We start from the raw sequence: 24,861 nt of genomic DNA, 5'->3' as shown, positions 1-24,861 counted from the left end.
TAGCTTGTCTAGCAATATTCAGGTTTCGGGCAGAAACAGGGTGTGGAGGAAGGCGCAACATGAACGCGACAGAGATGGTGGTCCTCCTTGACGACGCCGGGGCGCCCATAGGCGAGGCTCCCAAGGCAGGAGTTCACACACTGGATACGCCCCTCCACCTCGCCTTTTCCTGCTACCTGCTCAACGACGCCGGGGAAGTTCTCCTGACCCGCCGTTCACCTGAAAAGAAAACGTGGCCCGGTGTTTGGACCAACAGCTTCTGCGGCCACCCGGGCCCCGGTGAAGAGTTCGAGAATGCGGTTCTTAGACGCGCGCAGTTCGAACTCGGAGTGGACGCCAACAGAATTGAACTGGTCCTCCCCCACTTCCGATACAGGGCAGTAGATCCAACGGGCATAGTGGAAAACGAAATTTGCCCTGTCTACATAGCCCGCATCACCGGGGTGTTGAAGCCGAATCCCGCCGAGGTAGCGGACTGGGCCTGGATCTCACCCGCACTGCTGGCCGATGCTTTGGAACACACACCGTCCGCTTTCAGCCCGTGGCTCGGGCTTCAATTCCCGGAGCTCCTCGAGGCGAACGCATTGCCACTCCAAGCTGGAGCCGAAGCATGACCATCACCTCAAGCGCCGTACGCGGCCGCACCGATCTTTGCACTGCGATCGAAAACGAGTTGAGCGGACTCATCGGCAAAAGGGCCAGCGCAGCGACCGCCTATGGCCCGGACTTCGCCAGGATTTGGGCGCTCGCGGGCCAGAACGTCTTGGGCGGCAAGTTCGTCCGGCCCTTGTTACTGATGGAAACGTACGACGCCCTCTGCCAGCGGCATCAACAGTACGACTCCGCACACTCACGTCAGCGCGAGACCGCCATCAGCATCGCCGCCGCCATTGAACTCCTGCATTACGCCTTCCTGCTGCACGATGACGTGATCGACGGCGACCTTGTCCGACGCGGGCACCCGAACCTGATCGGTTCCCTCCTCGCGGAAGCCTCCGCAACCGCCCGCACGGACGCCGCGGACGGCGCGGACGGCGCGGACGGCGCGGACGGCGCGGACGGCGTTAACGGCGCGGACGGCGTTCGTGGAACCCGCGCCGGTAGCAGCCTCCACTGGGCCCAAACCGGCGGAATACTCATGGGCGACATGCTCCTCGCGGCTACGCACCAGTCCTTCGCCCGGGCGGATCTCCCGCACGAGCTTCGCCTGCGGCTCCTCGACCTCCTGGAACACACCATCAACGAGACAGTGGCCGGCGAACAACTGGATGTGGGCCTTGGTGACGGCGTCATAGCCCCGGACCTCCAGACCATCCTGGTGATGTGCGGCTACAAAACCGCCACGTACACCTTCGAGCTCCCGCTCCGTGCCGCCGCTACGCTGGCCGGCGCCGACTTCGCCGTCGAGAATTCGCTCGCAACCGCCGGCAGGCATCTTGGGCTGGCTTTCCAACTCCAGGACGACCTCCTGTCCACGTTCGGGGATCCTCGCCGCCACGGCAAGGATCCCTTTTCGGACCTCCGCGAGGGCAAGGAGACGGCCATCATCGCTCATGCACGGACAACGCACGCTTGGCCGGACATCGAGCCCTTCTTCGGCAAGCCTGAGCTCAGTGTCGGCGACGGCGAGCACGTCCGCCGGCATCTCAGCGATTGCGGAGCCGAGGCATTCGTCCAAGGCCTTATAGAGGAACAAATGCAGGCATTCAACAGTCAGCTGACCACCACCATCCCGGCAAGCGTACGCAACGTCCTGCTTGACCTCGCGGGACAGCTGGAAGGACGGCAATCATGACTGTCGCCACCGATACCTCATTGACGCATTTCACCCGGACGGCCGAGCGCGCCGCCAACCAGGTCATCTCCGCATACTCCACCTCGTTCGGTTTGGCATGCAGGCTGCTGGGATCCAGGCACCGCCAGCACGTCCGCAACATCTATGCCTTGGTACGGGTGGCCGACGAACTCGTGGACGGCGTCACGGCGGAAGCCGGCCTGAGCTACCAGGAGCAGTGCGACGCCCTGACGCACTTCATTGATGAGACACACCGGGCCGTCAAACTCGGCTACAGCAGCGACCTCATCATCCACGCATTCGCCCAGACGGCCCGCGCGGCGGGGATCGATGACTCGCTCATCGATCCGTTCTTTGACTCCATGCGCATGGACCTCGGCGAGCGCACTGACTTACTTGAGAGAAATGCGGCCCCGCCCGCACCGCTCCGTTTCGACGCCGATGCCCACGACGGTTACGTCCACGGTTCCGCGGAGGTGGTGGGGCTGATGTGCCTGCGCGTCTTCATGCGGGACGAGAAGATCGACGACGGCGACGCTGCGGCTTTGGAGCACGGCGCCAGCAGGTTGGGCGCTGCTTTCCAGAACATCAACTTCCTCCGGGATCTTGCGGACGACACCACCCGGCTGGGGCGCAGCTACCTTGGCACCGCAGACCATCTTGAGGACCGCGACCGCATGGGCTGGGTCAGCACCATTCGGGCGCAGCTTGCCGACGCCAACGCCGTCATTCCAATGCTTCCGCGCGACGCCAGGGCTGCTGTCCGGAGCGCGCTGGCACTGTTCCAAGCGCTCACCGACAGGATCGAACAGACCACCGTGGACGAACTCTACCGCTCCCGGGTCCGTGTACCGGATCCCGTGAAAGCCGGGCTTGCCGCTCGTGCCGTCGCCTCAACCTGGATGGAGTTGCACCGATGACCCGGACAGTAGTGATCGGCGGTGGCATCGCGGGGCTTGCCACCGCCGCGCTACTCGCCCACGAAGGACACGAGGTCCAGCTCCTCGAACAGCGTGACCAGGTGGGCGGCCGTGCCGGCAGCCTCGAGAGGGACGGCTTCCGCTGGGATACCGGCCCTTCCTGGTACCTGATGCCCGGCGTTTTCGACCACTTCTTCAATCTGCTCGGCACCAGCACCGCCGAACAGTTGGACCTCAGGACGCTCAACCCTGCGTACCGCATCTTCAGCGAACCAAACCACGACGGCGTGCGGCCCGACCCGCTCACCGTCCCGTTTGGCAGTGACCAGGTTTTGGAAACCTTCGAGCGAGTTGAGCCCGGCAGCTCCAAACAGCTCAACTCCTACCTCGCTTCTGCGCGGCACACCACGGAAATGGCCGAAAGGTTTTTCCTCTACAACCCGTTCACCAAGCTCCAGGCGCTGCTTCAACCACAGGTTATGCGCAGCCTTCCCAAGCTCGCGCAGCTGCTCCTGACGCCCCTCGATAAATACGTGGCCCAGCGATTCGAGCATCCAGTGCTCCGCCAGGTTCTGGGCTACCCGGCAGTCTTCCTGGGCACCAACCCCTCCGATGCGCCGGCCATGTACCACCTGATGAGTGCTTTGGACCTCGGGGACGGCGTGCAGTACCCGATGGGCGGCTTTTGGGCCCTCGTGGAGCGCCTCGAAGCATTGGCGCTCGACGCAGGGGTCAGGATTCACACGGGCGCGGAAGCCCTCAAGATCACCACGCGCGAAGCCACGCACACCAAGAAACTGGGGCGCTTTGACGGCCTGAACCTTCCCGCTGGCCTTACCGGCAAGGACAGCCGCGAAGTCACGGGCGTTAAGTGGCGCGACAACTCCGGGGCAGAGCACTACAGCGTTGCGGACCAGGTGGTCTCCGGCGCCGACCTGCACCACACCGAAACCCAGCTCCTGGGCGTTAGGGACCGGAGCTACAACAAAAAGTACTGGCAGAGCCGCACCAGTGGGCCCGGAGCAGTGCTGGTGATGTTGGGGGTGAAGGGGGCGCTGCCGGACCTTCCCCACCATTCCTTGTTCTTCACCCGGGATTGGGAGTCAAACTTCGCCTCAATCTTCGGTGAAGAACCGGGCATTCCGGATCCCGCGTCCATTTACGTCTGCAAGCCCAGTGCTACCGACGGCGGTGTCGCACCACCGGACCACGAGAACCTTTTTGTCCTGGTTCCCATCCCCGCCGACCCATCCCTGGGAGCGGGTGGACCTGATGGCAGCGGCGATGTGCTGATCGAGCGGACTGCCGACGCCGCAATCGACCAGATCGCCCAGTGGGCCAACATTCCGGACCTCCGCGAACGCGTGGTGGTCCGGCACACCATCGGACCGGCCGACTTCGCACGAGATTACAACTCTTGGCGGGGCGGCATGCTGGGACCGGCACACACCCTCCGGCAAAGCGCGATGTTCCGGGCCCAGAACTCGTCCAAACGTGTTCGCGGCCTCTACTACGCGGGCGCCACCACTGCACCGGGTGTCGGTGTGCCCATGTGCCTCATCAGCGCCGAGCTGGTGTTGAAGCGAATCCGCGGCGATCACAGCACCGGCCCTACCACTGTGAGGCCTGTAGCTAGCAGGATTGGCTAATGGGTGTTCTCTACTTGGTCTCATTGCTGCTGGGTATCACCTGCATGCTCCTGCTCGACCACCGTTTCCGACTGTTCTTCTGGCGGGACGCAAAAGCAGCGGCAATCGTGACCGCCGTCGGGCTCTTGTTCCTTCTTGCGTGGGACCTGGCCGGAATCGGACTGGGGATCTTCCTGCGCGGGGAAGGCACCATCGCTACGGGGTTGCTGCTCGCGCCGGAGCTGCCCATTGAAGAACCCGTGTTCCTGATTTTCCTGGTGCTGTGCACGATGGTTCTGTACACAGGCGCGCGGCGACTGCTTGACCGCTTACCGGTCAATCGCCGTGAGAAAGAGCGGGAGACCGTATGACGTACCTGTGGCTCGCGCTCGCCTTCATCGCCGCGGCAGCCGTTGCCGGCGTGATCTTCGCTCGTCAGGGCGCCCGGCCCGGTGAGGCTGGCAAGCACTGGAAAGCCTTAGGACTCGCGTTCGCGGCCTTGGCCGTCCTCACGGCCGTGTTCGACTCCGTCATGATCGGGATGGAGCTCTTCCACTACGACTCTTCGCATATCCTCGGCCTCAAGATTGGCTTGGCACCCATCGAGGATTTCGCTTATCCGCTGGCGGGTGTCGTGGCGCTACCTGGCTTGTGGATGTGGCTGACGCGCAAGCGTAAGGGTTCCAGTTCATCCAACCTCAAAAGCCTCGTCCCCCAAGCCCTGCTGGCGTCACGACCGGTCAGTTGGATCAACACTGCCTACCCGTTTGCCGCCGCCATGCTCTTGACTACCCGCGAGATCGACTGGGTTCTGATCGTTGGCACGTTTTACTTCCTGATCCCGTACAACCTGGCCATGTACGGCATCAATGATGTGTTTGATTATGAGTCGGACCTCAAGAACCCGCGCAAGGGCGGCATCGAAGGCGCGCTCCTCCAGCCGCACCTTCACCGGCCCATGCTGTGGCTCGCGGCGATCACCAACATTCCGTTCCTGCTGGTACTGGCGTTCGCTGGTGGGCCTGGCGCGTGGGTCAGCCTGGCCGTAAGTGCATTCGCCGTGGTGGCTTACTCGGCCGCAGGACTTCGCTTCAAGGAACGCCCCGTCTTGGACTCGCTGACGTCGAGCACGCATTTCGTCAGTCCCGCCGTCGTCGGGTTGGCATTGGCCGGCGCTGACGTGACGCCGGGGCTGCTGATCCTGCTGGCCGCGTTTTTCCTGTGGGGAATGGCCGCACACGCCTTCGGCGCGGTTCAGGACATTGAACCCGACCGGCAAGCCGGCATTGGCTCCATAGCAACGGTCATCGGTGCCCGCCGGACGGTGAGGCTCGCCGTCGGACTCTGGCTTGTTGCTGGACTGGCCATGCTGGCCACGCCTTGGCCGGGGCCGCTCGCGGCGATCATTGCCGTGCCGTACATCGTCAACTGCGCCCCGTACTGGAACGTCACGGATACGACGGCGGCACGCACCAATTTGGCATGGCGGCGGTTCATCTGGCTCAACTACGGTTCAGGATTCCTGATAACGCTCATCTTTATCCTGCAGTGGAGCCTCGCGTCATGAAGGCGGCGTTTGTTCGGGCGCCTCAGGTTCTTCGTCGATCGTGTCCAACGCTTCACGCATGTGCTGCAGGAAGTTCACCACTACCTGCGACTCGTCAGGGCTCAGGGCGCACGCCGCGTCCAGCATCCGGCGGTGCATTCCGCCCAAAGTGTGCCGCACTTCCTGGTCCGAGCCCGGAGTGGCCTTCAGGATCAATGCCCGACGATCAGTGGGATGGGGTTCGCGCCGAATATGGCCGGACTCCACCAAACGGTCAATCAGCGTGGTCATGGACGCCGACGTTATGCCGAGCTTGTCGCCCAAATCCTTCGGCTTCATCACTTTGCCCGCGGCCTCGGCTTCGAAGAGATAGCGCAGTGCCAACAGATCCTTCTCTCCCATTCCCATGGACGAGCGGGTCCTGCGACGCATCGCTTGCTCGGAGGCGCGGTAATCCCGCAAGGCGTTCAGGACATCAATGGCAATGGCCTTCTGGCCCGGGTCTTTCCCGTACCAATAGCCCTTTGCGTGGCCTTCCGAGTCCATCCCACATTCCTTCGATAAGCGTAAAGCTCGTTTCACTAGCATTTTGATACTAGGTCACGTACCTCGTGAATGCATGACACCGCACATCCCACAAGGAAAGAGGCTCAGCAAATGGCTACCCGAAGCTCAGATATTCTGCGGCAAATCACGGTCACCGTGAGCCTGGTGGTCTGCATCGTTGGTTCGATGATCGGCGTTGGCGTCTTCGGCGGGACGCCTATCGCGCAGGCAGCCGGCGGCGCTTTGGCCGCCGATTCAACCCTTTTGGCGCCCGCGACCCCGGCGTTCTCCATCTGGTCCGTGGTTTACACCGGGCTTGCCGCTTTCACGGTATGGCAATGGCTGCCATCCCAGCGCTCCAGCATGCGGCAGCGGTCGCTTGGTTGGATCGTCGCCGTGTCCATGATCCTTAATGCTGCGTGGATCTTGTCCGTGCAGGCTGGCTGGCTCCTGCTTAGCGTCCTGGTGATCCTGGCGTTGCTGATGACCCTTGCGCTGGCTTTCCTGCGCTACAGCCAGAGCCCGGCCGGCTCATGGGTTGAGGCTGTTGTTGTTGACGGAACCCTGGGCTTGTACTTGGGCTGGACCAGCGTGGCCGTGTGTGCCAACATTGCTGCTGCTTTGAAAGCCTCAGGATTTGGGGGCTTCGGGTTGCGTCCCGAGGTCTGGTCCGTCGCCGTTTTGGTGGTGGTTGCCGTGGTGGGCATCGCCTTGGCGATCAAGGGGCACGGGCGCCTCGCTTTGGCGGCCGCCATCGCGTGGGGCCTCATGTGGATTACGGTGGGCCGCAGCGCTAATGCACCCGAGTCACTCCCGACGGCGATCGCAGCGGCTGTTGCTGCTGCTCTGGTCCTCGGTGCTGCAATCACAGTGCGGACGCGGGCGGTGCTGGCAGGGCGCTAGCTTCCGGGTGCTGGCCCGGCTGCGAAACCCGCACTAGTTCGCTGCACAACCCGCACAGCGGTGAGTCACACGGATAAGCTCGGGATTCAGGGGTTAGGGTGCGCAGGCGTCCTTGAGGGCCTGAACCGACTCTGCCGGCACTTCGTCCCCGGCTTCTGCGATCTGGTTCAACGGCGTCGTGATTTCAGCGGGAACGCCGGCAGCACCGGCGGCCGAGACCAAGCCGGCAAGCAACTGCTTGTCCTGAACGCTGACCAAGCCGTCCTGGACTACAGCGCACACCTGCTTGGTCACTTCATCGGCGGCGGCCGTAGCTACCTTCGATGCGGCGTCGCTGGCTGCGCTTGTAGCTGCTTCCTCCACGGCTCCGCAGCCGACGAGCAGTAGCAACAAGGGGACGGCGGTCAGGGCGGCAAGGCGACGGGTCATGAGTCCAGCCTAGCAATCGGGCGAGAACATCCCTTTGCCAGGAGTGTCGTACTGGCCTGCGGCTTCGTCGTCCCAGAGCTTTTGCCGGCTGATCATGGCTCCACTATTGCACCCACCTATGCTTGACGGATGGGAGAAAAGCCAGTGGACCACGTGGCGTTGGCCGTCTGCATGATCGATATCTCGTCCGACATCCGGCGCAAGTCGCTCAACGAAACAGGCCTCCGTCCCATATCCAACGGCGTACTGGAGATCCTTAGGGTCATCGAGAGCCACCCTGGCGTCACCGTTGCTGAGGTGGCCGCGCGCCTGGGGAGGCAACTGAGCAACGTAAGCGCCCAGTTGCGCGAGCTGGTGGCTGCCGGCCTGGTCACGCGAGTCAAGGATGCAGCGGACAAGCGGTACGTCTCCCTCCACCCCACGGACGAATCCAAGCGCATCAAGTCACTCCTCGAGGGTGCATGGGCTGATGCGCTGACGAAAGCCAGCGAACGATTGCTTCCCGAAGAGCGTGAACAGATCGCGGCCAGCCTGCCCGCCTTGAAGCGACTGGCTTCGTTCCTAGCCGAAACCGAACAGGCACCCGAACAGTAAACCGAACTGGCACAAACCCCACAACCAGAACATCACTAGGACGTAAGTCACTCCCCTACGGCTTACACGCCTCTCCAAAAGTACTTATACTTTCATAAGTATTACTACTTACAAGAATGGGTGACGCGTGGCATCACAACTACTCGAGACGCCGGGCTCTTTGGGTCAAGGCGGCAAACAAGGTCAACACAACAAAAAGGGGGTCGGCTGGCGCGCCCTCCCCTTCCTGGCCCTGGCCCAGTTCATGGTTGTCCTGGATGGCACCATCGTGAACCTGGCACTCCCCCGCCTCCAGATGGAGATGGGCATCAGCGACTCGACCCGGGCATGGGTGGTCACGGCCTACGCACTGGTCTTCGGAGCTTTCCTGCTGCTCGGGGGGCGCATCGCGGACTTCTGGGGGCGGAAGCGGACTTTCATCACAGCCTCGGCAGGCTTCGCCATCGCGTCCCTGATCGGGGGACTTGCGCAGCAGCCGTGGGAACTTATCGGAGCACGAGCGCTGCAGGGTATCTTCGCAGCACTACTCGCGCCGGCGGCGCTGGCGCTTCTGACGGTTGCTTTCCCGGGAGGCAAGGACCGTGGCACCGCGTTCGCCATCTTTGGCTCCATTAGCGGAGTGGGCGCGGCGGCCGGAGTCTTGCTCGGCGGTTTTCTCACCGAGTTCGTCTCTTGGCGCTGGTGCTTCTTCGTGAACGTCCCCATCGCCGTCATCGCCCTCATCGGCGTTTGGACTTTGGTGAGTGAAAGCAAAGCCGGTGGCTCCACCAAATACGACTGGCCCGGCGTCGTTCTTGCCGCACTGGGGCTGGGCTCCCTGGTCTACGGCTTCGCCAATGCCGAACATGGCTGGGGCGCTATCGATTCGTGGGGTTTCATCGCCGCAGGTGCGGTGCTGCTGGTACTGTTCGTCGCCGTCGAACGCAAGGTCAAGAATCCACTGCTCCCGCTGCGTGTCGCTACGGAACGCAACCGCGCGGCAGCCTTCCTGGCGTCGTTCCTGGCGGGGGCAGTGCTGATCGGCGGCATCCTGTTCATCAACTTCTACCTGCAGATCATTTTGGGCTTTGCGCCGTTTGCCGCAGGAATCGCATCGCTGCCCATGACGGTGGTCCTGATTGTCACGGCGGGCCTCGTTGCGAAGAACCTGCCCAGGTTGGGTGCGAGAATCCCCAGCGCCTTGGGGCCTGTCTTCATGGCCGCTGCCATGCTGTGGCTCACCCAGGTCACACCCGAGGGCACTTACACCGTGAACATGCTGCCTGCGCTGGTGTTGATGGGCATCGGCCTGGGAATGGTCTTCGTACCCATGCAGAACCTGGCCCTGTTCGGAGTGAGCAAGGACGATGCCGGCGTCGCGAGCGCACTGGTCAACGCGTCACAGCAGATCGGCGGCTCGCTGGGCATCGCGCTCTTCAGCACCATTGCGGCCGCGGCCACGGCCGCAGTCGGCGGCGGGACACTGGCCGCCTTGACCTCGGGCTACTCACTGGTGTTCCTATGGGCGGCAGGAGTGGCGGTACTGATCGCCCCGATTGCATTGCTCCTCATCAGGATCGACCGCAAGACCTTCAGCGGCGCCGAGGACACTCCCCACATCCATCTCGGATAAACGCAGAGGCGCCGCCACCCCGGCACGGGTGGCGGCGCCTTGTGCCGCGGCACTATGAATTACGACGGCGGCCAACTCACGTAATGATTGACATGACATAACTCACATTCTGTAAGCTAATTTCATAGTCACGCAGTCGGCTTCCTTCGCACTCATCAGGGAGGTCCGCATTGGCCCCCAATTCCCTCAAGTCAGAGATCCTCCTGGCCCACGGGGCCGCGCCTTCCGCGGCCAGCGTTGCTCGACGAAGAGCAGCCGCCACCCATGGAAGCCACGGTGGGTCCAACAAACCCGACGCCCTTCTTGGCGCCATAGCTGTCAGGCAGTTGTTTCACCGCTGGCCTTTAGTGCCATCCCGGGAACTGGAACGGATCCGCCATGTGCTCCTGCACTGCGACCAGCTGGGTTCCCCCGACACCCACCACCTGTCCGAACCGGCCCAAGCGCTCCTGGAGCTGATCAACTGCGAGTTGGAACGGCGTCGAAACGCCGCGGCTCCGCAAGGGACGCCCGGAGCAAAGGCGTCCGCAGAGATATCGGAACGGGGCGCCGCATAGATGGCCGGCCACTTTGAGTTGTTCGAAGAATCCGGAGGTGATTGCCGCGTCCGACTCGTCGATGGCGACGGGACGGAACTCGCTCTCTCCATCTGTTTCCAAGACAAAGACTCGGCAGCCAGGGCCATCTATTCGCTACGGGAGATCGCGGCGAGTGGCCTTATTGAGGACCACACGTCGCGGGCATCCTGAGGCGGGTCGCGGCACCGGTGGCTTAACGGATGATCGGAAGGCCCGCCGTCGGGAAGACGCTGGGGAAGATCGACGGCGGCGGGACGGGTACGGTGTCCAGCGGCACGGTGACGGTGACCGTGCCAACAGTGACGTCGTAACCCCGCACATCAATCCTCAACGGCTCGTCACTGTAGTCCTCACCAGGTACAACTGTCAGGGCCATGGACCCCTGCGAGAGGTCCACGGCCAGCAGGCGTCCCTGCACCTTGAGCCGGAAGGACAGGCCTTCCCACTCCGAGGGCAAGCGAGGATCAAAGCGCAGCACCTCGCCCTGGTCCCGCATGCCCGCGAAACCGCACACCAAGGAGCTCCAGATACCGCCAGTGGAGGCGATGTGGACGCCGTCGATGGTGTTGCCGTGGGAGTTGTCGAGGTCGATGAACAGTGCCTCGGTGAAGTGCTTCAACGCGACGTCGCCGTACCCAACTTCAGCCGCCATGATGCCCTGCACGCAGGCGGACAGGGTGGAGTCGCCGGTGGTGATGGGATCGTAGAAGTCAAAAGCGCGCTGCTTTTCCTCCGCTGTGAAGTCCTGCCACTGCAGGAACATGGCCAGCACGGTGTCAGCCTGCTTGAGGACCTGGTGCCGGTAAATCACCAAGGGGTGGAAGTTCAGCAGCAGCGGGTACTTGGACTTGGGTGTATTCCAGTCCCACGGCTCCAGCGTCATGAAGTCGTTGTCCTGGCTGAAGACTTCCAGGTGCGGGTCGTACGGGAGCGACATCCGCTCGGCCGCCTGACGCCACACCATGCGCTCGGTTTCCGCGATCCCCTCGTGTTCCAGAGCGGCGGCGGCCCGCAGATTAAAGCGCGCCATGACGTTGGTGTATAGGTTGTCGTTGACCACGGCCGTGTACTCATCCGGGCCGGTGACGCCGTGGATGTGGAACATTCCGTCCTTGCCGAAGAAGCCCAGCGACGCCCACATGCGTGCTGTTTCAATCAGCAGGTCTGCGCCGAGTTCGCCGCGGAAGGTGTCATCGCCGCTGGCCCACTGGTATCGGTTGGCGGCGAAGGCGATGGCCGCGGCAATGTGGAACTGGGCAGTACCGGCGGCGTAGTAGGCACTCGCTTCGAGGCCGTTGATGGTCCGCCACGGGAACAGTGCACCGTCCACACTGAGCTCCTTGGCTCGGACACGCGCGTCCGGCAGCATTGCGTGCCGCGATTCCAGCACCTTCCGCGCACCGCAGGGATTGGTGTAGGTCAGGTACGGGAGGAGGTAGACCTCCTGGTCCCAGAAGTAGTGGCCCTCGTAACCGGAACCGCTCACACCCTTGGCCGGGATACCCGCAACGCCCGCCCGGGCAGTAGCCTGTGCCAACTGGAACAAACCCCAGCGCACCGCCTGCTGCATCTCCGGCTGACCGCCAATGGAGATGTCCGCCGTGGTCCAGTATTCGGCGTAGTGGGCCTTGCTCTGGGCCAGGATGTCGGAGAAGGACACCAGGTTCACTTCGGCTTCCGCCGCGAGGCTTTCACCACGGTCTTCGGCGTCAGAGGAGCCGGCAACCACGTAACTGACCGACTTCTCCAAACGGAAAGTGTCGCCGTCGTGAATGGCCAAAACGTAGCGGACGGACGATTCGTCCTCCGCCACCAAGGTCTCGAAGGGCTGGCCTTCAGCCGAAATCCAGTGGTCAACGGCCATGGCGACGCGCTGGCGGGACTCGGACGTTTCCCATGCCAGGCGAAGCGAGCCGTCGGTGCCCTGGAGGTGCAACGGCAGCAAGACCCGGCCCGCGTGCCGGCCAGAGCGGCGGGGGTCGTGGACCGAGTGGTCCTCCACAGGCTGGTCCTGGCGGTTCACGACGCCGGAGGTAATGTCCGCGGACACGTCGCGGTCAGCTGTCAGCGACAGTTCCAAGCCAAGACATCCGCGGGAATCGAAGCCTACGGCGCGACGCTCCACCGTCGTGACGGTAGCGCCGGAGCGGCAGGCCCAGGTGATGCTTTCCTCGTAGACCCCTGTGGAAAAGTCCACGCTGCGGTGATAGTCCAGCACCGTGGATTCGGCAAGGCTCAGGGCTTCGCCATCAATGGAGACCGTGAAGTTGTTGGCGTCCGGCACGTAGACGATCCGCTGGCCGGTCCGGGCAAAGCCATACGCATTTTCGGCGTGCTTGATGTCCCAAATCTCATGGAAGCCGTTGATGAACGTGCCGGGGAGCTCGCCGTCGCCGGCGGTCGAATGCGAGCCACGAATACCAAGGTGGCCGTTGCCAAGCGCGAATAGCGTTTCCAGCGTTCCCTCGTCACCGGGGACGTGGATATTCTCTACGAGCTTCCAGGGCTCGCAGGGGAAGCGAAGCCGATCGGAGCTGATGAGTGCCATGGGCTGTTGAAGTCCTTCGAAAAAAGTAGGGTCAGAGAAGATCGTTGAGGTCGTCCACCACCAGCGTGGCGCCGGCGTCGAGCAGGGTTTTCCGGCCCGCCCCGCGGTCCACGCCGATCACGGCGTAAAAGTTGGCTCCTGCGCCGGCCTGCACGCCGGACACTGCGTCCTCAACCACGATGCATTCCTCCACAGGCACGCCCAGCAGGCTTGCTCCATAGACGTAGGTGGCCGGGTCTGGCTTACCGGGAAGTCCGACGCCGGCAGCAACCTGACCGTCGACGACCACCTCAAAGTGGTGGTCGAGCCCGGCGGCCTTCAGTACCGCAGGCGCGTTGCGCGAGGAGGACACCACAGCCACCTTGAGACCCAGTTCCACTGCGGCGTTGATGAACTTGACCGAGCCCTCATACGGCTCAACGCCGCGGGAGTTCACGATCTCGTTGAAAATCGCGTTCTTGCGGTTGCCCAGGCCCTGCACGGTCTCGTTGTCCGGGTGGTCATGAACCGGCCCTTCGGGCAGTGTGAGGCCGCGGGACGTCAGGAAGTCACGGACGCCGTCGAATCGGGGCTTGCCATCGATGTGATCGAAGTAGTCGCTCTCCTGGTAGCCCTGCGGATGGCCCGTTGCGGCCAGGTAACCGTCGAAAAGCTCCTGCCACGCCTGCTCATGCACCACGGCAGTGGGCGTCAGCACGCCGTCGAGGTCGAACAACAGCGCCGAGGCGCCAGTCCAGGCATTACGAAGATCAGTCATATGCATTGTTCCGTTCAGCGCTTGTGGCGCGTGGTCTTGCGTTCGATGAGCTTGGTATCGAGCAGGTGGTTGGAGGGTTGATGGGGGGTTTCAGTATTCAGCAGGCGTTCACACAGCAGGTTTGCTGCGAAGGCGCCTTGGTCGGCAACGGGTTGCGCCACGGTGCTCAGGCCCAGGAACCAACTCATGGGGTGATCGTCTATGCCGATCACGGATACATTCTTGGGCACGGAAAGGCCGTGTTCACGCAGTGCCATCAGGGCACCGAACGCGGCCTCGTCGCAGTGGGCGAACACTGCTGTGGGCCTCCCGCCGCGGGTCATGAGTTCAGTCATTGCCCGCCTGCCGTCGTCGATGCTTGGCCCGGCTCCCACCACAAGGTCCGGGTGGACGGTGAGGTGGTGATCATCCAGCGCACGTTTGAAGCCACGGAACCGTGGAGTCTCAGTCACAACGGAGTGTTCATTGCTCGAGAGAACTGCCAAGTCCCAATGGCCCAGCCCCAGCAGGTGTTGGGTGGCCTGCCAGGCTGCGTGTTCGTCATCGATACCTACATTGTCCCACGGAACATTTCGCATGCCCACGCTGGCCACTGCCAGTCCGCAGGCTTCCAACGCTTCCACTTCTGTGGGGGCGAGGTCAACATTGAGCAGCAGCAGCCCATCCACTCTTTGCGCCAGGTTTCCCAGATCCGCAAAGAACTGTTGCCGCACGCTGGCCTTATTGCGCAGGCTGATCAGGACTGTGTCGTAGCCACTGTCGCCGAAGACTTCCTCTGCTGCTTCCACGGCCTGGGCGAAGAACCAGGCAGTGGCGGTCGGGGCCACGATGGCCACCGAACCCGTGCTCCCACCGGCCAGCCTGGACGCTGCGGCGGAGGCTTTGTAGCCAAGTTTGCTGGCGGCTTCCGCCACCTGTCGCTGGGCTTTTTCAGAAACGTTGGGGAGGTTCCTGAGGGCCCGGGACACCGTGCAAATGGACAACCCGGAGAGAACGGCTACGTCCTGGATTGTCACTCTGTGAGTCCTAACCATGCAACACGGCCTCAACCCTTTCCATCCTCGCCTGACGCCTTCGCGTGAGCCCCTAACCGGGACACCAGCCAAAAGTGTAAGCGCTTACAATTTTGTCATTCAATAGAGTGTGGTCGAATGCGATATTGTGACGCGAATCTCGGCGAAAGCTTGATTCCGTGGTCTGGATGCCTTCTAATCCTTGGGGCTTAACCCAAGACGTAGTACTTCAGGAACGCGCTCACATCCACCAATTCGGGCGGCTCGATCCTGTGACCCATCCCAGGGTAGGTCCGCGCCGTCAGTGCGACGTTGGCATCCAACCACTCCTCCGTGTGGGCAATGGCGTCCTCGTTGATGACCGGATCGGCCTTATCCCGTCCCCAGAAGAACGGTGGCGGGACGTCAAAGGACTCGCTCAGGGCCAGGAGATCGTTGTCCAGGACGAACCCGGACAGCCCGACTGTTGCCTTGAACGCGTTGGGCCGCAGGCGTAGGAGCGTGCTGGCCATTGCCATTCCCTGCGAATAGCCCAGCAGGCTGACGCTGCTGTGGTTGTCCTTGACGGAGTTGATCCAGTTGAACACCGAGTTGGTGGACGCGATGACATCCGCGAAGTCGTTGGTCAGGAAGTAGTCCAGCAGGAACCAGCCGTAGTGGTCACCGATGCTCTTGGGGCCGCGAAGTGCCGCGCAGGTGAACTCGCCGGGAAGGTGCGGGAAGAGGTCAACCATACGCTGCTCGCTGGTGCCATACCCGTGCATCATCACCAGCAACGGCGTGCCCTTGCGCTGGTTTTCGGGCTTCGACCACACCACTGATTCCATGGGGACGAGCCTAGTAGACTGTGCCCATGACTCCGCAGGAACTGGCCAACCTGGCCCATCTGCGGCGCGCCCGCGACTTCATCGATCGCGAGTATGCGCGTCCGCTGGACGTGCCCACCATGGCCGCCGGCGCACTGATGTCTCCCGCACATTTCTCCCGCCAGTTCAAAGCCGCCTACGGCGAATCGCCGTACAACTACCTCATGACCAGGCGCATTGAGCGCGCCATGGCCCTACTCCGCGCAGGAACAAGCGTGACAGATGCCTGCATGGAAGTCGGCTGTACCTCGCTGGGCTCGTTCAGCACCCGCTTCACGGAGATTGTGGGAATCAACCCCAGCGAATACCGGGCCCGGGAGCACCACGCCGTGAAGGCCATGCCCAACTGCATCGCCAAACAGCACACCCGTCCTGAACGAACAGGTAACAAAAACCTGAGCAGGATTGAAGAAGCGCCCGCGTCCTAGCTGCAATAGCGTGTGATTCATGAACATTTCATTGAAGTACGCACACGTCACAGTCAACGATGTCGATGAGTCGCTCGCGTTCTACCGGGACGCCCTGGGTTTTGACGTTCGGAACGACGTCGGCTCGGACGGCCAGCGCTGGGTCACCATCGGCAGCGATGCCCAGCCTGATCTTGAGCTGGTCCTTTCCCCGCCGCACGCAGGCCGCTCACAGGCCGACGGCGACGCCATCCAGGAACTCCTCACCAAGGGCGTCATGCCCATGCTCGTGTTCACCACGGATGACCTCGACGCCACCTTCGAAAAGCTGCGCGCATCCGGCGCCGAGGTACTCCAGGAACCCATCGACCAGCCCTGGGGCCCGCGCGACTGCGCCTTCCGCGACCCCTCGGGCAACATGATCCGCATCAATCAGGGCTAACCATCCTCGCAGGGTTCACAGCCCGTAAGCACGCACGGCGGGACGTTACCGTGGGCACCCACGGCGACGTGCCGCCGTCGTCGTTCTTCTGTTGTCAGAGACTAATCAGGCTGGCATCCGACCGCTCGCCGTCCTGATGCGTGGATGTGATTGCCGCAGTTACGACGTCGGACAGCCGCATCCGCCGGCCATAAGCTTGCCGCTGCAGCCGCTCGCCGGTTCCGCGCCGGAGGATGTTCGCCACCCCTGTCCGCGCGAGCGCCAGATCTCCGGATTCAGTCAATGCCCGTCGGATGTGCCGGAGTAGGGCACCGGCCACATCGGCGGCAGCATATGGCGCCTGCTCCAGCGGGTGCAGCAATTGGTTGTTGATGCCGAAACGGCTGGCCTTCCAGTTGGCCATGCGGATTACCGGCGTCAAAGTGCTCGACGGCGGGCCCCCCTTGCGCCACTCGCTTGCCGACGTTTCCACAAGAGCACGTGCGAGGACCGCAATGGTGAGGGCGTCTTCGGCGTAGAGGCAGACGTCGGCAACCCGAAGTTCCACCGTCGGGTGTCCCCTGGACAAGCGGGCGTCGAAGTAGATCATGCCTTCATCCAGTGGAACTCCGGTCCCCAGCAACTCTGAAAGCACCGCCCGGTAGCCGTCCGCCGAGCCGAAAACATCCATGGGGCCCGCCGTGGGCCATCTGTTCCAGATCTGCGTGCGGTAACTGGCGAACCCCGTGTCGGCGCCCATCCAGAACGGAGAATTGGCGCTCAGCGCCAAGAGGACCGGCAGCCAATGGCGCATCCGGTCCAGGACTGCAACTCCCTCCTCCGGCGACTCAATGGACACGTGGACGTGGAAGCCACAAGTGAGTTGCTCGCGGGAAATCAAACCAAATTCCGCGCCCATGGCAGCGTAGCGTTGGTTGCCCGTAGTCGGCGTGGCATGGAAGACCGGCGGGGTGGCCAACGCGGCAACCCGCGCCCCGACAGCCAGGGCAGCAGAGTCGGCCAACGCCCGCCCGGCGCGGATCTCGGCCCTGAGTTCCTTGGCAGTCCGGCAGGGCAGCGAGTTGACCTCAATCTGTTCCTGTTTGAACTCCGACTTCAGCGAAGGCCCTTGAGGGTTTGACTCCGGGCCTTCAGGGGAGGCCACATCCAGGATGTCGGCGGCCAATGCCAGGGGCATGCCGTCCACCGGATCGGCAATTAGTAGTTCCTCTTCGACGCCAAACGTACGCATAGCCACCCCTCCCCGCGACGAGTTATTTAGAGACGGCGGTTATCCAACGTGGCGCGGAACCTCCATTTGGAAACCACAACGACAGTGGAGCACCTGCGTCTGCAAGTACACCTCAAGGAGGCTGGGACTGTCCGGATCGTCAGTGGTCCGGGGCGCCTCAATGACGCGTTCCGTGGGGCGTCCCAAGGTCATGGGATCACCGCAGTGGGTGCAGCTGAACCAGAGGCCCGCTGCAGACGTGGAAAGAAATTCACTCTGGATGGCGGGTACCAAGGCATCCAGGCGGACTGCGTGGGCGTAAAACGTATCGCATTCGCTACACGTGTAGCTGACTTCGACGATCTCCGACTGATTCGGTGTCGCTTCCACAACCGTCTCTACAAAAATGTAGGAATCAGTATTGCAAACGGTGCACCAAGGGCGTGCTCCGGTATCGACAGTTGCAGGTGCCCGTCCGCTTGCAGGCTTCGGGGCGGGAATCGGGGATCCAAGCGTCATTGCCATTCTCCTTTTGCTCCTTCAAGGAACCTGCATGGAGGCACGCTGTGAGCCGGCCGAAAGGGGCCGCGGCTGAAAAGGTGCAGTTCTTGGACCATCCGGGATGGTACAACTCATGAGGCTCCAAGGGCTATCTGCTTAACCCATGTATGAATGTAGTTCACTAGTGGCACCCGTCACAAGTGATGGGTTTGCTGCCTGCCCCTTGTGCGCGCGCTTTTACGCTTCGAAGTGCGCCACGGGAGTTTCGTTGGCCACGCTCTTGACGATAGTCTCTGCCACGTCCCGCAGCTTCTGGTTCCGGGTGCTCGATGCCTTCTTGAGGATTTGGAACGCTTCTTCCTGCGTACAGCGGTTCTGGCCCATGATGATTCCACTGGCGAGGTCGATCACGGTACGAGTCTGCATGGCTACCTGCAGATCGTCAGCGTGCTGCTGCTTCACACCAATCCGTACAGCCAGCCGCAGTGAGCGCTCGGCTTGGCTTGCGTAAAGTTCACAATTACGGATGGTGGCGTCATCGAATGCTTGGGCTTGCGGGGCGAAGAAGTTGAGGGCTGCGGTTGCTCCTTCGTCCAATTCCAAGGGCACGCAGAGCGCGGAAAGATGTCCACGCTCGGCAATGACTGAGCAGTACTCGGACCACCTTTCTTCGGTTGATGTGTCGGGAACATGCTGGGTGCTGCGGCTTCGCATGGCCTCCAGGCAAGGACCATCACCGTACGCCTGCTGCACTTCATCGATCAGCCTGGCTTCATGGGTGCTTCCAGCTACCGTGGCAGTGCGGCGCCGCCGGCTGAGAGTGATGCCGCAGAGCACATCCATGCCAACGGCCTGCGATACGGCAGAAGCCGAAAAAACCGCGAGCTCATGGAGGAAACCACCCACATCTTCGCTGTCTATCACCAGGTCCTGCAACTGCTCAGGCACCGAAACATCGTCGGGCGCAGAGACAGCATCAGGCGCCGCAAAATCAATGTTCATTTCGTCCATGCCTCATTTTACGGTCGCCCAAGCCCAACTCGTCACCCGATTAGCAAAGGAATCAAAAACCTTGCATCTGGCGTGCACCTATGTGCACAATCGACCTGTAGTCCACATCACGGGACTCAGGTTTTCCAGCTCATGCAGACGGGCACCCCGCATTTTTTGATGCAGAGGTACAGACCCATGCCGGCTCAGCCAGCGTCCAGAGTCCCGGACGAAGCACATCAACCACCCGATGAACCGCTTTGGTGCTCGCGCTGTAATACCGACCAGCACCTCCTGGTGAACTCAATTCAGTCGCACTATCCGCCCGCGCCCAACATGGTGGAAGTGGCGTACGAGTGCCATGTCTGCAGGTACTCCTACCAACATGTCGCCTCCGTACGACGCGTGGCCGCGGTCCTGAACCGCCCCGGCGTCCCCCAAGGGGTTCTGCAATTCGGCGGCCAGTACCTCCACTGCGGTGAACCCATGAAGACCAAAAGCTGCGAGCTTCGCAGGGTCCAGGCACCCTTGGTGCTGACTCCGGGAGCGCAGCTGCGGATGTACGAGGTACTTATCAATACACGCATCCTCGGGTGCCACTGCGGCTTCCGCATGGAAATCCCGGACTGACATTGGAGACGGATGAGAGGCAGAGCCATGCGGAGCTACACCAACAATTCTGGAGCTAACGGGAGGGATAGCATGCACGCAGAATCACAACGGAAAGAACCTTTGACCACAGGTGGGAAGCTGGGGCAAGCCGCTAAGCGCCGCCTTCCGGATCCGCCGGATCCGGACAACCTTCCCATCGACTACCCGGGCTTGGGGTGGGACTCCAGCAGGTATCCCTCTACTGTTCCAGGGAGCCTTCGGCCGCAACACTCCACCCACCGGCAGAGCGCCTGATCATGAGTGGATTCCCGCCGGACCCATCGCATCCTGATCCCACCCGCGAGCCAGGACCCACGCCTGAGCCCGTTCCGCTGCCGGAACCAGGGCCGCCACCCGTCCCGGACCCCACGCCAGAACCCACAGTGCCCTCGCCGCCGACGCCGGGGCCGCCAACGCCGGGAGAACCGCCTGGCCTTTTGACCTAGCCCACACCGGCCGAGAGGACCAAGCGGGTTCCTCCGCAGACCGGATCCCGTAGATATCCCCCAGTCGGGATCCGAACGAGGGCATGCCGCGCTACAGGGAGCGCGGCATGCCCTTTTCGTGCGCCTGGAGTTTTGTGCTGTCCAGACTTGTCCGTATCCATATCTGTGTTTATGTTGATTTCTATTGACTTACCAACATAAACAAAGATAGAGTCAAGCAATTCCACATCGTTGTGACAGCAGTCACTGATGTGGCTGCACTGATACGCAGCTTGACCGCTATGGAGGGTAAGTGTTCGCCGAAGAACGCCAGCAACTGATCTCCGCACTCGTCGCAGAGCGCGGACGGGTGAGCGTCACTGACCTTGCCGACCGTTTCAGCATCACCACTGAGACAATCCGCCGCGACCTTGCGGCCCTTGAGGTTTCCGGGAACCTGAGGCGCGTTCATGGCGGCGCCGTCCCCTCTGACCTCCTGAGCACCCGCGAGGAGAGCATCCTCGAGCGCGCCGTCCAGCGTCAGGTGGAAAAACTCCGCATTGCTAACGCGGCACTCGCCCTGATCCCCCAACTCACCACGGGCAGCGTCCTCCTGGACGCGGGTTCCACCACCGAAACCCTCGCCGACCTTCTGGCCCAGCGCACGCCACCGGCCAACGGAAATGATGAGCTCGTGGTCATCACGCACGCCATCCCCATCGCCGGCAAGCTCTCCTCCACGCAGGGCATAGCACTCCAGATCCTTGGCGGGCGTGTCCGCGGACTGACGCAGGCCGCCGTCGGCCAGTCAACCGTGGAGGCAGCTCACAAACTCCGCCCGGACATCGCCTTTGTTGGTGCCAACGGCATCCATGCAACCTTCGGGCTCAGCACCCCGGATCCCGAAGAAGCCGCGGTGAAAGCCGCTTTCGTCACGTCAGCCCGCCGTGTGGTGGCCCTGGCCGACTCCTCCAAACTGGACGCCGAAACCCTGGTCCAGTTCGCCACCCTGAAGGATGTTGACACTTTGATCACAGACAGCGAACCGTCCGCGGAACTCGCAGCAGCCTTGGCCGATGCCGGCGTAGACGTGGTGATCGCATGATCATCACTTTGACCGCCAACCCCAGCCTGGACCGCACGGTGGAGCTTCCCGGAGCCTTGGCCCGCGGCGAGGTTCAGCGCGCGGTGGCCGTCCACCAGGAATCCGGCGGAAAGGGTGTCAACGTTTCACGGGCTCTGGTTGCCTCTGGCCTGGCCACCCTGGCAGTCCTCCCGGGCGCCGATTCGGATCCTGTGCTTTCGGGGCTGCACGACGGCGGCGTACCGTTCGCGGCGCTGCCCATCGGTCAGGCATTGCGCAGCAACGTCACGCTCACCGAACCGGACGGTGTCACCACCAAGATCAACGAACCCGGCCCGGAGCTGAGCGGAGAACAGCAGGAAGCCCTGATCGGGCTGCTGCTGGAACGCTCCCGTGGCGCCAGCTGGGTGGTTCTCGCAGGTTCACTCCCACCAGGAGTGCCTGCGGATTTTTACGCCACCATCGCTCGTCGACTCCGGTCGAACGCGGACGGAACGGCGGCCCCAAGCATCGCCATTGACTCCTCCGGGGCGCCGCTCGCGGCCGCCTTGGTGGGCGATGCCGCAGGAAAGCCCGACCTCCTCAAGCCGAACGCGGAAGAGCTCGCAGAGCTGGCCGCCGCCGCCGGTTTTACCAACGTCTCCACTGCTGACGAACTGGAAGCAGATCCGGCCAAAGCCGCTGAAGCTGCAGCCGCCGTCGTCGCCAGCGGTGTAGGTGCCGTTCTCGCAACACTCGGGTCCAAAGGAGCAGTCCTGGTGACGGCGGACGGAGCATGGTTCGCCACGCATCCACCCATCAAAGCCGTCAGCACGGTGGGCGCCGGGGACTCTTCATTGGCCGGCTATTTGCTGGCTGCAACCCAAGGTGGCTCTGCGCAGGACTGCCTTCGTCAAGCCGTGGCACATGGTGCCGCTGCTGCTTCGCTGCCGGGCTCCACTGTCCCGGCAGTCCACCAGACAACCCCCAATGCCGTAACCATCACGGCCCTCCAGAAGGACTCACAGTGACCCAGCTGATCACACCCCAATTGGTCACCCTCGACCAAAACCTGGGCGACTCCCCTGCCGACGTCATCCGCGTCCTGGCTGGCAAAGTTGCCGCCTCCGGCCGTGCTTCCGAGGTTGAAGGCCTCTTCGCCGACGCCTTCGCCCGCGAGCAAAAGACCGCAACCGGCGTCCCCGGCGGAATCGCTATTCCGCACTGCCGCTCTGCCGCTGTCCAGGAGCCTGCCCTTGCCATGGCCCGCCTGTCCCACAAAGTGGACTTCGGCGCCAAGGACGGCCCCGCTGACCTCATCTTCTTCATCGCAGCCCCGGACGGCGCGGACCAGGAGCACTTGAAGCTGCTGTCCAAGCTGGCCCGTTCGCTGATCAAGAAGGACTTCACGGCAGCACTGCGCGCGGCTGCCACTGAGCAGGACATTGTGGACCTTGTTGACGGTGCACTGGCCGATAAGCCTGCGGCCGCACCTGCGGACAGTTTCGCTGCCCCTGCCGAAGCACCCGCTCCCATGGGATCCGGCGCATCAGGCGGACCCAAGCGCATCGTGGCCGTGACCGCTTGCCCCACAGGTATTGCGCACACGTACATGGCTGCCGACTCGCTGGTTGCCGCCGCCAAGGAAATGGGCGTCGACCTTCAGGTCGAGACCCAGGGATCCTCTGGCGCCAAGCCGCTTGACCCGGCCGTGATCGCAGCAGCTGACGCCGTGATCTTTGCCGTCGACGTGGATGTTCGCGGCAAGGAACGTTTCGCCGGCAAGCCGGTCATCAACGCACCAGTCAAGCGGGGCATCGACGAACCCACCAAGATGGTCCAAGAAGCACTTGCAGCTGCCGACGACCCCCGGGCCCGCCGCGTTCCCCATGCCGGCGCTGAAGATCAGGCTGAGCGCGATGAGGAGGAGAAGGGCGAGCACATCGGCCAGAAGCTGAAGCGGGCACTCCTCACCGGTGTCAGCTACATGATTCCGTTCGTAGCCGGCGGTGGCCTGCTGATTGCCCTGGGCTTCCTGCTGGGTGGTTACGACATCACCGAGGTGGCCGACAAGGTGGTGCTGGAGAACAACTTCGGCAACCTGCCTGAAGGTGGCCTTGCCATTTACCTCGGTGCAGTCTTGTTCAAGATCGGAGCCCTGTCCATGGGCTTCCTGGTCCCGGCCTTGGCTGGCTATATCGCCTACGCCATCGCCGACCGCCCAGGTATCGCACCGGGCTTCGTTGCCGGTGCCGTATCAGGGTTTATGGGTGCCGGGTTCCTCGGTGGCATCGTAGGCGGCCTCCTGGCCGGCTACGTCGCACACCTGATCGGGACGTGGCAGGTGCCGCGCTGGCTTCGTGGCCTGATGCCCGTCGTCATCATCCCGCTGCTTGCCTCTATCGTCGCTTCGGGCCTGATGTTCCTGGTCCTCGGCGGTCCCATCGCTGGCCTGACCGTAGCTCTGAACAACTGGCTGACGGGCATGAGCGGTGCTTCCGCAGTGGTTCTTGGCATCATCCTTGGCCTTATGATGTGCTTCGACCTCGGCGGTCCCGTGAACAAGGTTGCCTACGCCTTCGCCGTGGCCGGTTTGAGCGCCGGCAGCGCCGACAACCAGGCACCCTGGCTGATCATGGGTACCGTGATGGCTGCGGGCATGGTTCCGCCGCTCGCCATGGCTCTCGCCACGGTCCTGAACAAGAAGCTCTTCACCCTCAACGAACGCGAAAACGGCAAAACAGCCTGGCTGCTGGGCGCATCCTTCATCTCCGAAGGCGCCATCCCGTTCGCAGCAACTGACCCACTGCGCGTCATCCCGGCCAGCATGCTGGGCGGCGCCCTGACCGGCGCCCTCTGCATGGCCACCGGGGTCACTTCACAGGCTCCCCACGGCGGGTTCTTCGTCTTCTTCGCCATTGGCAACCTGCCGATGTTCATCATCGCCATCGTGGCTGGAATGGTAGTCAGCGCCCTGGCGGTCATCGCCCTCAAGCGCTGGGCCGTCAAGAAGCCGGTAGAAGCGGAAGCCGCACCGGCCACCGTCAGCGTCTAGACTTCCCACAAAGCCAAGCCTCTCAACAGCCACCTCTTTCAACAAAGGAGCACCAATGCCAGAACGTACAGCCACCATCGCAAGCCGCGTCGGCCTCCACGCCCGCCCGGCAGCCATTTTCGCCGAAGCAGCTGGAGACCTGAATCTTGACGTCACCATCGCACGCCAGGGCGAGCCCGCGGATGACGCCATGGACGCCGCGAGCATCCTGTCACTGATGAGCCTTGGCGCTTCCCACGGCGACGTCGTGGTGCTGCGCGCCGACGGTGAGGGTGCGGATGCAGCCTTGGACAGCTTGGTGAAGATCCTCGAAACGGACCACGACGCCGAGTAGGGTCACCCAAACCCCTCAGCGACACGCAAAGAGCCTGGTGCCACCCGG

Annotated in this window: 26 protein-coding genes and 1 pseudogene; 16 read left to right on the top strand and 11 right to left on the bottom strand. The window is 62.8% G+C overall.

Annotation, left to right across the window (positions count from 1 at the left end):
- Nucleotides 1–59: 59 nt before the first annotated feature.
- From idi to AC6CH8_RS07780, 6 genes and pseudogenes are all read left to right on the top strand, one after another.
- Nucleotides 60–614: an isopentenyl-diphosphate Delta-isomerase gene (idi, locus tag AC6CH8_RS07805; protein ID WP_498189768.1), complete on the top strand. Its 555-nt coding sequence runs from the start codon at nucleotides 60–62 to the stop codon at nucleotides 612–614.
- Nucleotides 611–1,795: a polyprenyl synthetase family protein gene (locus AC6CH8_RS07800; protein ID WP_498189766.1), complete on the top strand. Its 1,185-nt coding sequence runs from the start codon at nucleotides 611–613 to the stop codon at nucleotides 1,793–1,795. The genes idi and AC6CH8_RS07800 overlap by 4 nt, the downstream gene beginning before the upstream one ends.
- The gene (locus AC6CH8_RS07795) at nucleotides 1,792–2,715 is read left to right on the top strand and encodes a phytoene/squalene synthase family protein (protein WP_420179796.1); all 924 of its coding nucleotides are present in this window, start codon (nucleotides 1,792–1,794) and stop codon (nucleotides 2,713–2,715) included. Before AC6CH8_RS07800 ends, AC6CH8_RS07795 begins: the two co-directional genes overlap by 4 nt.
- Nucleotides 2,676–4,364 (top strand): annotated as a pseudogene (gene crtI / locus AC6CH8_RS07790) (phytoene desaturase family protein); the annotation flags it as partial. The gene AC6CH8_RS07795 and the pseudogene crtI, both read left to right, overlap by 40 nt.
- Nucleotides 4,364–4,714: a lycopene cyclase domain-containing protein gene (locus tag AC6CH8_RS07785; RefSeq protein ID WP_498189764.1), complete on the top strand. Its 351-nt coding sequence runs from the start codon at nucleotides 4,364–4,366 to the stop codon at nucleotides 4,712–4,714. The pseudogene crtI and the gene AC6CH8_RS07785, both read left to right, overlap by 1 nt.
- Nucleotides 4,711–5,910, top strand: coding sequence for a prenyltransferase (locus AC6CH8_RS07780; RefSeq protein ID WP_498189762.1), 1,200 nt, complete (start codon nucleotides 4,711–4,713; stop codon nucleotides 5,908–5,910). The genes AC6CH8_RS07785 and AC6CH8_RS07780 overlap by 4 nt, the downstream gene beginning before the upstream one ends.
- On the opposite strand, the gene AC6CH8_RS07775 is transcribed toward AC6CH8_RS07780, so the two are convergent.
- A complete protein-coding gene (locus tag AC6CH8_RS07775; RefSeq protein WP_420179793.1) occupies nucleotides 5,905–6,435 on the bottom strand; it encodes a MarR family winged helix-turn-helix transcriptional regulator in 531 nt (176 codons plus the stop codon). The two genes, AC6CH8_RS07780 and AC6CH8_RS07775, sit on opposite strands and share 6 nt — an antisense overlap.
- Before the next feature lie 111 nt (nucleotides 6,436–6,546).
- Here AC6CH8_RS07775 and AC6CH8_RS07770 point away from each other — a divergent pair, with 111 nt between their 5' ends.
- On the top strand, nucleotides 6,547–7,338 hold the full coding sequence (locus AC6CH8_RS07770; protein WP_498189760.1) for a TspO-related membrane protein: 792 nt from the start codon (nucleotides 6,547–6,549) through the stop codon (nucleotides 7,336–7,338).
- 93 nt (nucleotides 7,339–7,431) lie between these two features.
- Here AC6CH8_RS07770 and AC6CH8_RS07765 read toward each other — a convergent pair whose 3' ends face one another.
- A complete protein-coding gene (locus AC6CH8_RS07765; RefSeq protein WP_178992942.1) occupies nucleotides 7,432–7,767 on the bottom strand; it encodes a hypothetical protein in 336 nt (111 codons plus the stop codon).
- A gap of 129 nt (nucleotides 7,768–7,896) precedes the next feature.
- Between AC6CH8_RS07765 and AC6CH8_RS07760 the strand changes: the two genes are divergently transcribed.
- Together AC6CH8_RS07760 and AC6CH8_RS07755 are read left to right on the top strand one after the other, a co-directional pair.
- Nucleotides 7,897–8,361, top strand: coding sequence for a MarR family winged helix-turn-helix transcriptional regulator (locus AC6CH8_RS07760; RefSeq protein WP_498189758.1), 465 nt, complete (start codon nucleotides 7,897–7,899; stop codon nucleotides 8,359–8,361).
- A 127-nt stretch (nucleotides 8,362–8,488) separates the two neighbouring features.
- The gene (locus AC6CH8_RS07755) at nucleotides 8,489–9,973 is read left to right on the top strand and encodes an MFS transporter (protein ID WP_498189756.1); all 1,485 of its coding nucleotides are present in this window, start codon (nucleotides 8,489–8,491) and stop codon (nucleotides 9,971–9,973) included.
- Nucleotides 9,974–10,164: 191 nt separating this feature from the next.
- On the opposite strand, the gene AC6CH8_RS07750 is transcribed toward AC6CH8_RS07755, so the two are convergent.
- The 6 genes from AC6CH8_RS07750 to AC6CH8_RS07725 form a co-directional block, all read right to left on the bottom strand.
- The gene (locus AC6CH8_RS07750; protein WP_498189754.1) at nucleotides 10,165–10,308 is read right to left on the bottom strand and encodes a hypothetical protein; all 144 of its coding nucleotides are present in this window, start codon (nucleotides 10,306–10,308) and stop codon (nucleotides 10,165–10,167) included.
- 9 nt (nucleotides 10,309–10,317) lie between these two features.
- Nucleotides 10,318–10,632 (bottom strand): hypothetical protein, encoded by a 315-nt coding sequence (locus AC6CH8_RS07745; RefSeq protein ID WP_498189752.1) that lies wholly within the window; start codon nucleotides 10,630–10,632, stop codon nucleotides 10,318–10,320.
- Nucleotides 10,633–10,744: 112 nt separating this feature from the next.
- Nucleotides 10,745–13,099: a glycoside hydrolase family 65 protein gene (locus AC6CH8_RS07740; RefSeq protein ID WP_498189750.1), complete on the bottom strand. Its 2,355-nt coding sequence runs from the start codon at nucleotides 13,097–13,099 to the stop codon at nucleotides 10,745–10,747.
- 31 nt (nucleotides 13,100–13,130) lie between these two features.
- Entirely contained in the window at nucleotides 13,131–13,862 is a 732-nt protein-coding gene (locus AC6CH8_RS07735; protein WP_091464727.1) for an HAD family hydrolase, read from the bottom strand.
- Nucleotides 13,863–13,870: 8 nt separating this feature from the next.
- Nucleotides 13,871–14,872, bottom strand: a complete 1,002-nt coding sequence (locus AC6CH8_RS07730) for a LacI family DNA-binding transcriptional regulator (RefSeq protein WP_498189748.1) — start codon at nucleotides 14,870–14,872, stop codon at nucleotides 13,871–13,873.
- A 206-nt stretch (nucleotides 14,873–15,078) separates the two neighbouring features.
- Complete coding sequence (locus AC6CH8_RS07725) at nucleotides 15,079–15,696, bottom strand: alpha/beta hydrolase (protein WP_498189747.1); 618 nt, start codon at nucleotides 15,694–15,696, stop codon at nucleotides 15,079–15,081.
- A 26-nt stretch (nucleotides 15,697–15,722) separates the two neighbouring features.
- Between AC6CH8_RS07725 and AC6CH8_RS07720 the strand changes: the two genes are divergently transcribed.
- Nucleotides 15,723–16,163, top strand: coding sequence for a helix-turn-helix transcriptional regulator (locus AC6CH8_RS07720; protein ID WP_044567994.1), 441 nt, complete (start codon nucleotides 15,723–15,725; stop codon nucleotides 16,161–16,163).
- Nucleotides 16,164–16,182: 19 nt separating this feature from the next.
- The gene (locus AC6CH8_RS07715) at nucleotides 16,183–16,584 is read left to right on the top strand and encodes a VOC family protein (RefSeq protein ID WP_011773069.1); all 402 of its coding nucleotides are present in this window, start codon (nucleotides 16,183–16,185) and stop codon (nucleotides 16,582–16,584) included.
- 94 nt (nucleotides 16,585–16,678) lie between these two features.
- Here the strand turns inward: AC6CH8_RS07715 and AC6CH8_RS07710 are convergent, their stop codons facing one another.
- From AC6CH8_RS07710 to AC6CH8_RS07700, 3 genes are all read right to left on the bottom strand, one after another.
- Complete coding sequence (locus AC6CH8_RS07710; protein ID WP_420179785.1) at nucleotides 16,679–17,815, bottom strand: glutamate--cysteine ligase 2; 1,137 nt, start codon at nucleotides 17,813–17,815, stop codon at nucleotides 16,679–16,681.
- 39 nt (nucleotides 17,816–17,854) lie between these two features.
- Entirely contained in the window at nucleotides 17,855–18,313 is a 459-nt protein-coding gene (locus AC6CH8_RS07705) for a hypothetical protein (protein WP_091464721.1), read from the bottom strand.
- Between the two features lie 219 nt (nucleotides 18,314–18,532).
- The gene (locus AC6CH8_RS07700; protein ID WP_498189744.1) at nucleotides 18,533–19,306 is read right to left on the bottom strand and encodes a GAF and ANTAR domain-containing protein; all 774 of its coding nucleotides are present in this window, start codon (nucleotides 19,304–19,306) and stop codon (nucleotides 18,533–18,535) included.
- A 276-nt stretch (nucleotides 19,307–19,582) separates the two neighbouring features.
- On the opposite strand from AC6CH8_RS07700, the gene AC6CH8_RS07695 reads away from it, so the two are divergent.
- The 5 genes from AC6CH8_RS07695 (at nucleotide 19,583) to AC6CH8_RS07675 (ending at nucleotide 24,813) form a co-directional block, all read left to right on the top strand.
- Nucleotides 19,583–19,915 (top strand): hypothetical protein, encoded by a 333-nt coding sequence (locus AC6CH8_RS07695; protein ID WP_420179782.1) that lies wholly within the window; start codon nucleotides 19,583–19,585, stop codon nucleotides 19,913–19,915.
- A gap of 759 nt (nucleotides 19,916–20,674) precedes the next feature.
- Nucleotides 20,675–21,466 (top strand): DeoR/GlpR family DNA-binding transcription regulator, encoded by a 792-nt coding sequence (locus tag AC6CH8_RS07690; RefSeq protein WP_364307289.1) that lies wholly within the window; start codon nucleotides 20,675–20,677, stop codon nucleotides 21,464–21,466.
- Nucleotides 21,463–22,455 carry a 1-phosphofructokinase family hexose kinase gene (locus AC6CH8_RS07685; protein WP_498189741.1) on the top strand — a complete coding sequence of 331 codons (993 nt, stop codon included), beginning with the start codon at nucleotides 21,463–21,465 and terminating at the stop codon, nucleotides 22,453–22,455. The genes AC6CH8_RS07690 and AC6CH8_RS07685 overlap by 4 nt, the downstream gene beginning before the upstream one ends.
- Nucleotides 22,452–24,479: a PTS fructose transporter subunit IIABC gene (locus AC6CH8_RS07680; RefSeq protein WP_498189739.1), complete on the top strand. Its 2,028-nt coding sequence runs from the start codon at nucleotides 22,452–22,454 to the stop codon at nucleotides 24,477–24,479. The genes AC6CH8_RS07685 and AC6CH8_RS07680 overlap by 4 nt, the downstream gene beginning before the upstream one ends.
- A gap of 55 nt (nucleotides 24,480–24,534) precedes the next feature.
- The gene (locus AC6CH8_RS07675) at nucleotides 24,535–24,813 is read left to right on the top strand and encodes an HPr family phosphocarrier protein (RefSeq protein WP_498189737.1); all 279 of its coding nucleotides are present in this window, start codon (nucleotides 24,535–24,537) and stop codon (nucleotides 24,811–24,813) included.
- Nucleotides 24,814–24,861 lie beyond the last annotated feature (48 nt).

It is taken from the genome of Paenarthrobacter sp. GQ52 (assembly GCF_059759005.1).
Note: the sequence above shows the minus strand (reverse complement) of the source record. Positions and strands in the feature narration are given on the sequence as shown.

What these genes read in the sequence shown, in the direction of transcription:
- AC6CH8_RS07720 (WP_044567994.1), top strand. Translation starts at nt 15,723, where the DNA reads ATGACTCCGCAGGAACTGGCCAACCTGGCCCATCTGCGGCGCGCCCGC.
- AC6CH8_RS07795 (WP_420179796.1), top strand. Translation starts at nt 1,792, where the DNA reads ATGACTGTCGCCACCGATACCTCATTGACGCATTTCACCCGGACGGCC.
- AC6CH8_RS07715 (WP_011773069.1), top strand. Translation starts at nt 16,183, where the DNA reads ATGAACATTTCATTGAAGTACGCACACGTCACAGTCAACGATGTCGAT.
- AC6CH8_RS07685 (WP_498189741.1), top strand. Translation starts at nt 21,463, where the DNA reads ATGATCATCACTTTGACCGCCAACCCCAGCCTGGACCGCACGGTGGAG.
- AC6CH8_RS07705 (WP_091464721.1), bottom strand. Translation starts at nt 18,313, where the DNA reads ATGACGCTTGGATCCCCGATTCCCGCCCCGAAGCCTGCAAGCGGACGG.
- AC6CH8_RS07740 (WP_498189750.1), bottom strand. Translation starts at nt 13,099, where the DNA reads ATGGCACTCATCAGCTCCGATCGGCTTCGCTTCCCCTGCGAGCCCTGG.
- AC6CH8_RS07770 (WP_498189760.1), top strand. Translation starts at nt 6,547, where the DNA reads ATGGCTACCCGAAGCTCAGATATTCTGCGGCAAATCACGGTCACCGTG.
- AC6CH8_RS07785 (WP_498189764.1), top strand. Translation starts at nt 4,364, where the DNA reads ATGGGTGTTCTCTACTTGGTCTCATTGCTGCTGGGTATCACCTGCATG.
- AC6CH8_RS07760 (WP_498189758.1), top strand. Translation starts at nt 7,897, where the DNA reads ATGGGAGAAAAGCCAGTGGACCACGTGGCGTTGGCCGTCTGCATGATC.
- AC6CH8_RS07710 (WP_420179785.1), bottom strand. Translation starts at nt 17,815, where the DNA reads ATGCGTACGTTTGGCGTCGAAGAGGAACTACTAATTGCCGATCCGGTG.
- AC6CH8_RS07800 (WP_498189766.1), top strand. Translation starts at nt 611, where the DNA reads ATGACCATCACCTCAAGCGCCGTACGCGGCCGCACCGATCTTTGCACT.
- idi (WP_498189768.1), top strand. Translation starts at nt 60, where the DNA reads ATGAACGCGACAGAGATGGTGGTCCTCCTTGACGACGCCGGGGCGCCC.
- AC6CH8_RS07775 (WP_420179793.1), bottom strand. Translation starts at nt 6,435, where the DNA reads ATGGACTCGGAAGGCCACGCAAAGGGCTATTGGTACGGGAAAGACCCG.
- AC6CH8_RS07735 (WP_091464727.1), bottom strand. Translation starts at nt 13,862, where the DNA reads ATGCATATGACTGATCTTCGTAATGCCTGGACTGGCGCCTCGGCGCTG.
- AC6CH8_RS07700 (WP_498189744.1), bottom strand. Translation starts at nt 19,306, where the DNA reads ATGGACGAAATGAACATTGATTTTGCGGCGCCTGATGCTGTCTCTGCG.
- AC6CH8_RS07765 (WP_178992942.1), bottom strand. Translation starts at nt 7,767, where the DNA reads ATGACCCGTCGCCTTGCCGCCCTGACCGCCGTCCCCTTGTTGCTACTG.
- AC6CH8_RS07725 (WP_498189747.1), bottom strand. Translation starts at nt 15,696, where the DNA reads ATGGAATCAGTGGTGTGGTCGAAGCCCGAAAACCAGCGCAAGGGCACG.
- AC6CH8_RS07675 (WP_498189737.1), top strand. Translation starts at nt 24,535, where the DNA reads ATGCCAGAACGTACAGCCACCATCGCAAGCCGCGTCGGCCTCCACGCC.
- AC6CH8_RS07780 (WP_498189762.1), top strand. Translation starts at nt 4,711, where the DNA reads ATGACGTACCTGTGGCTCGCGCTCGCCTTCATCGCCGCGGCAGCCGTT.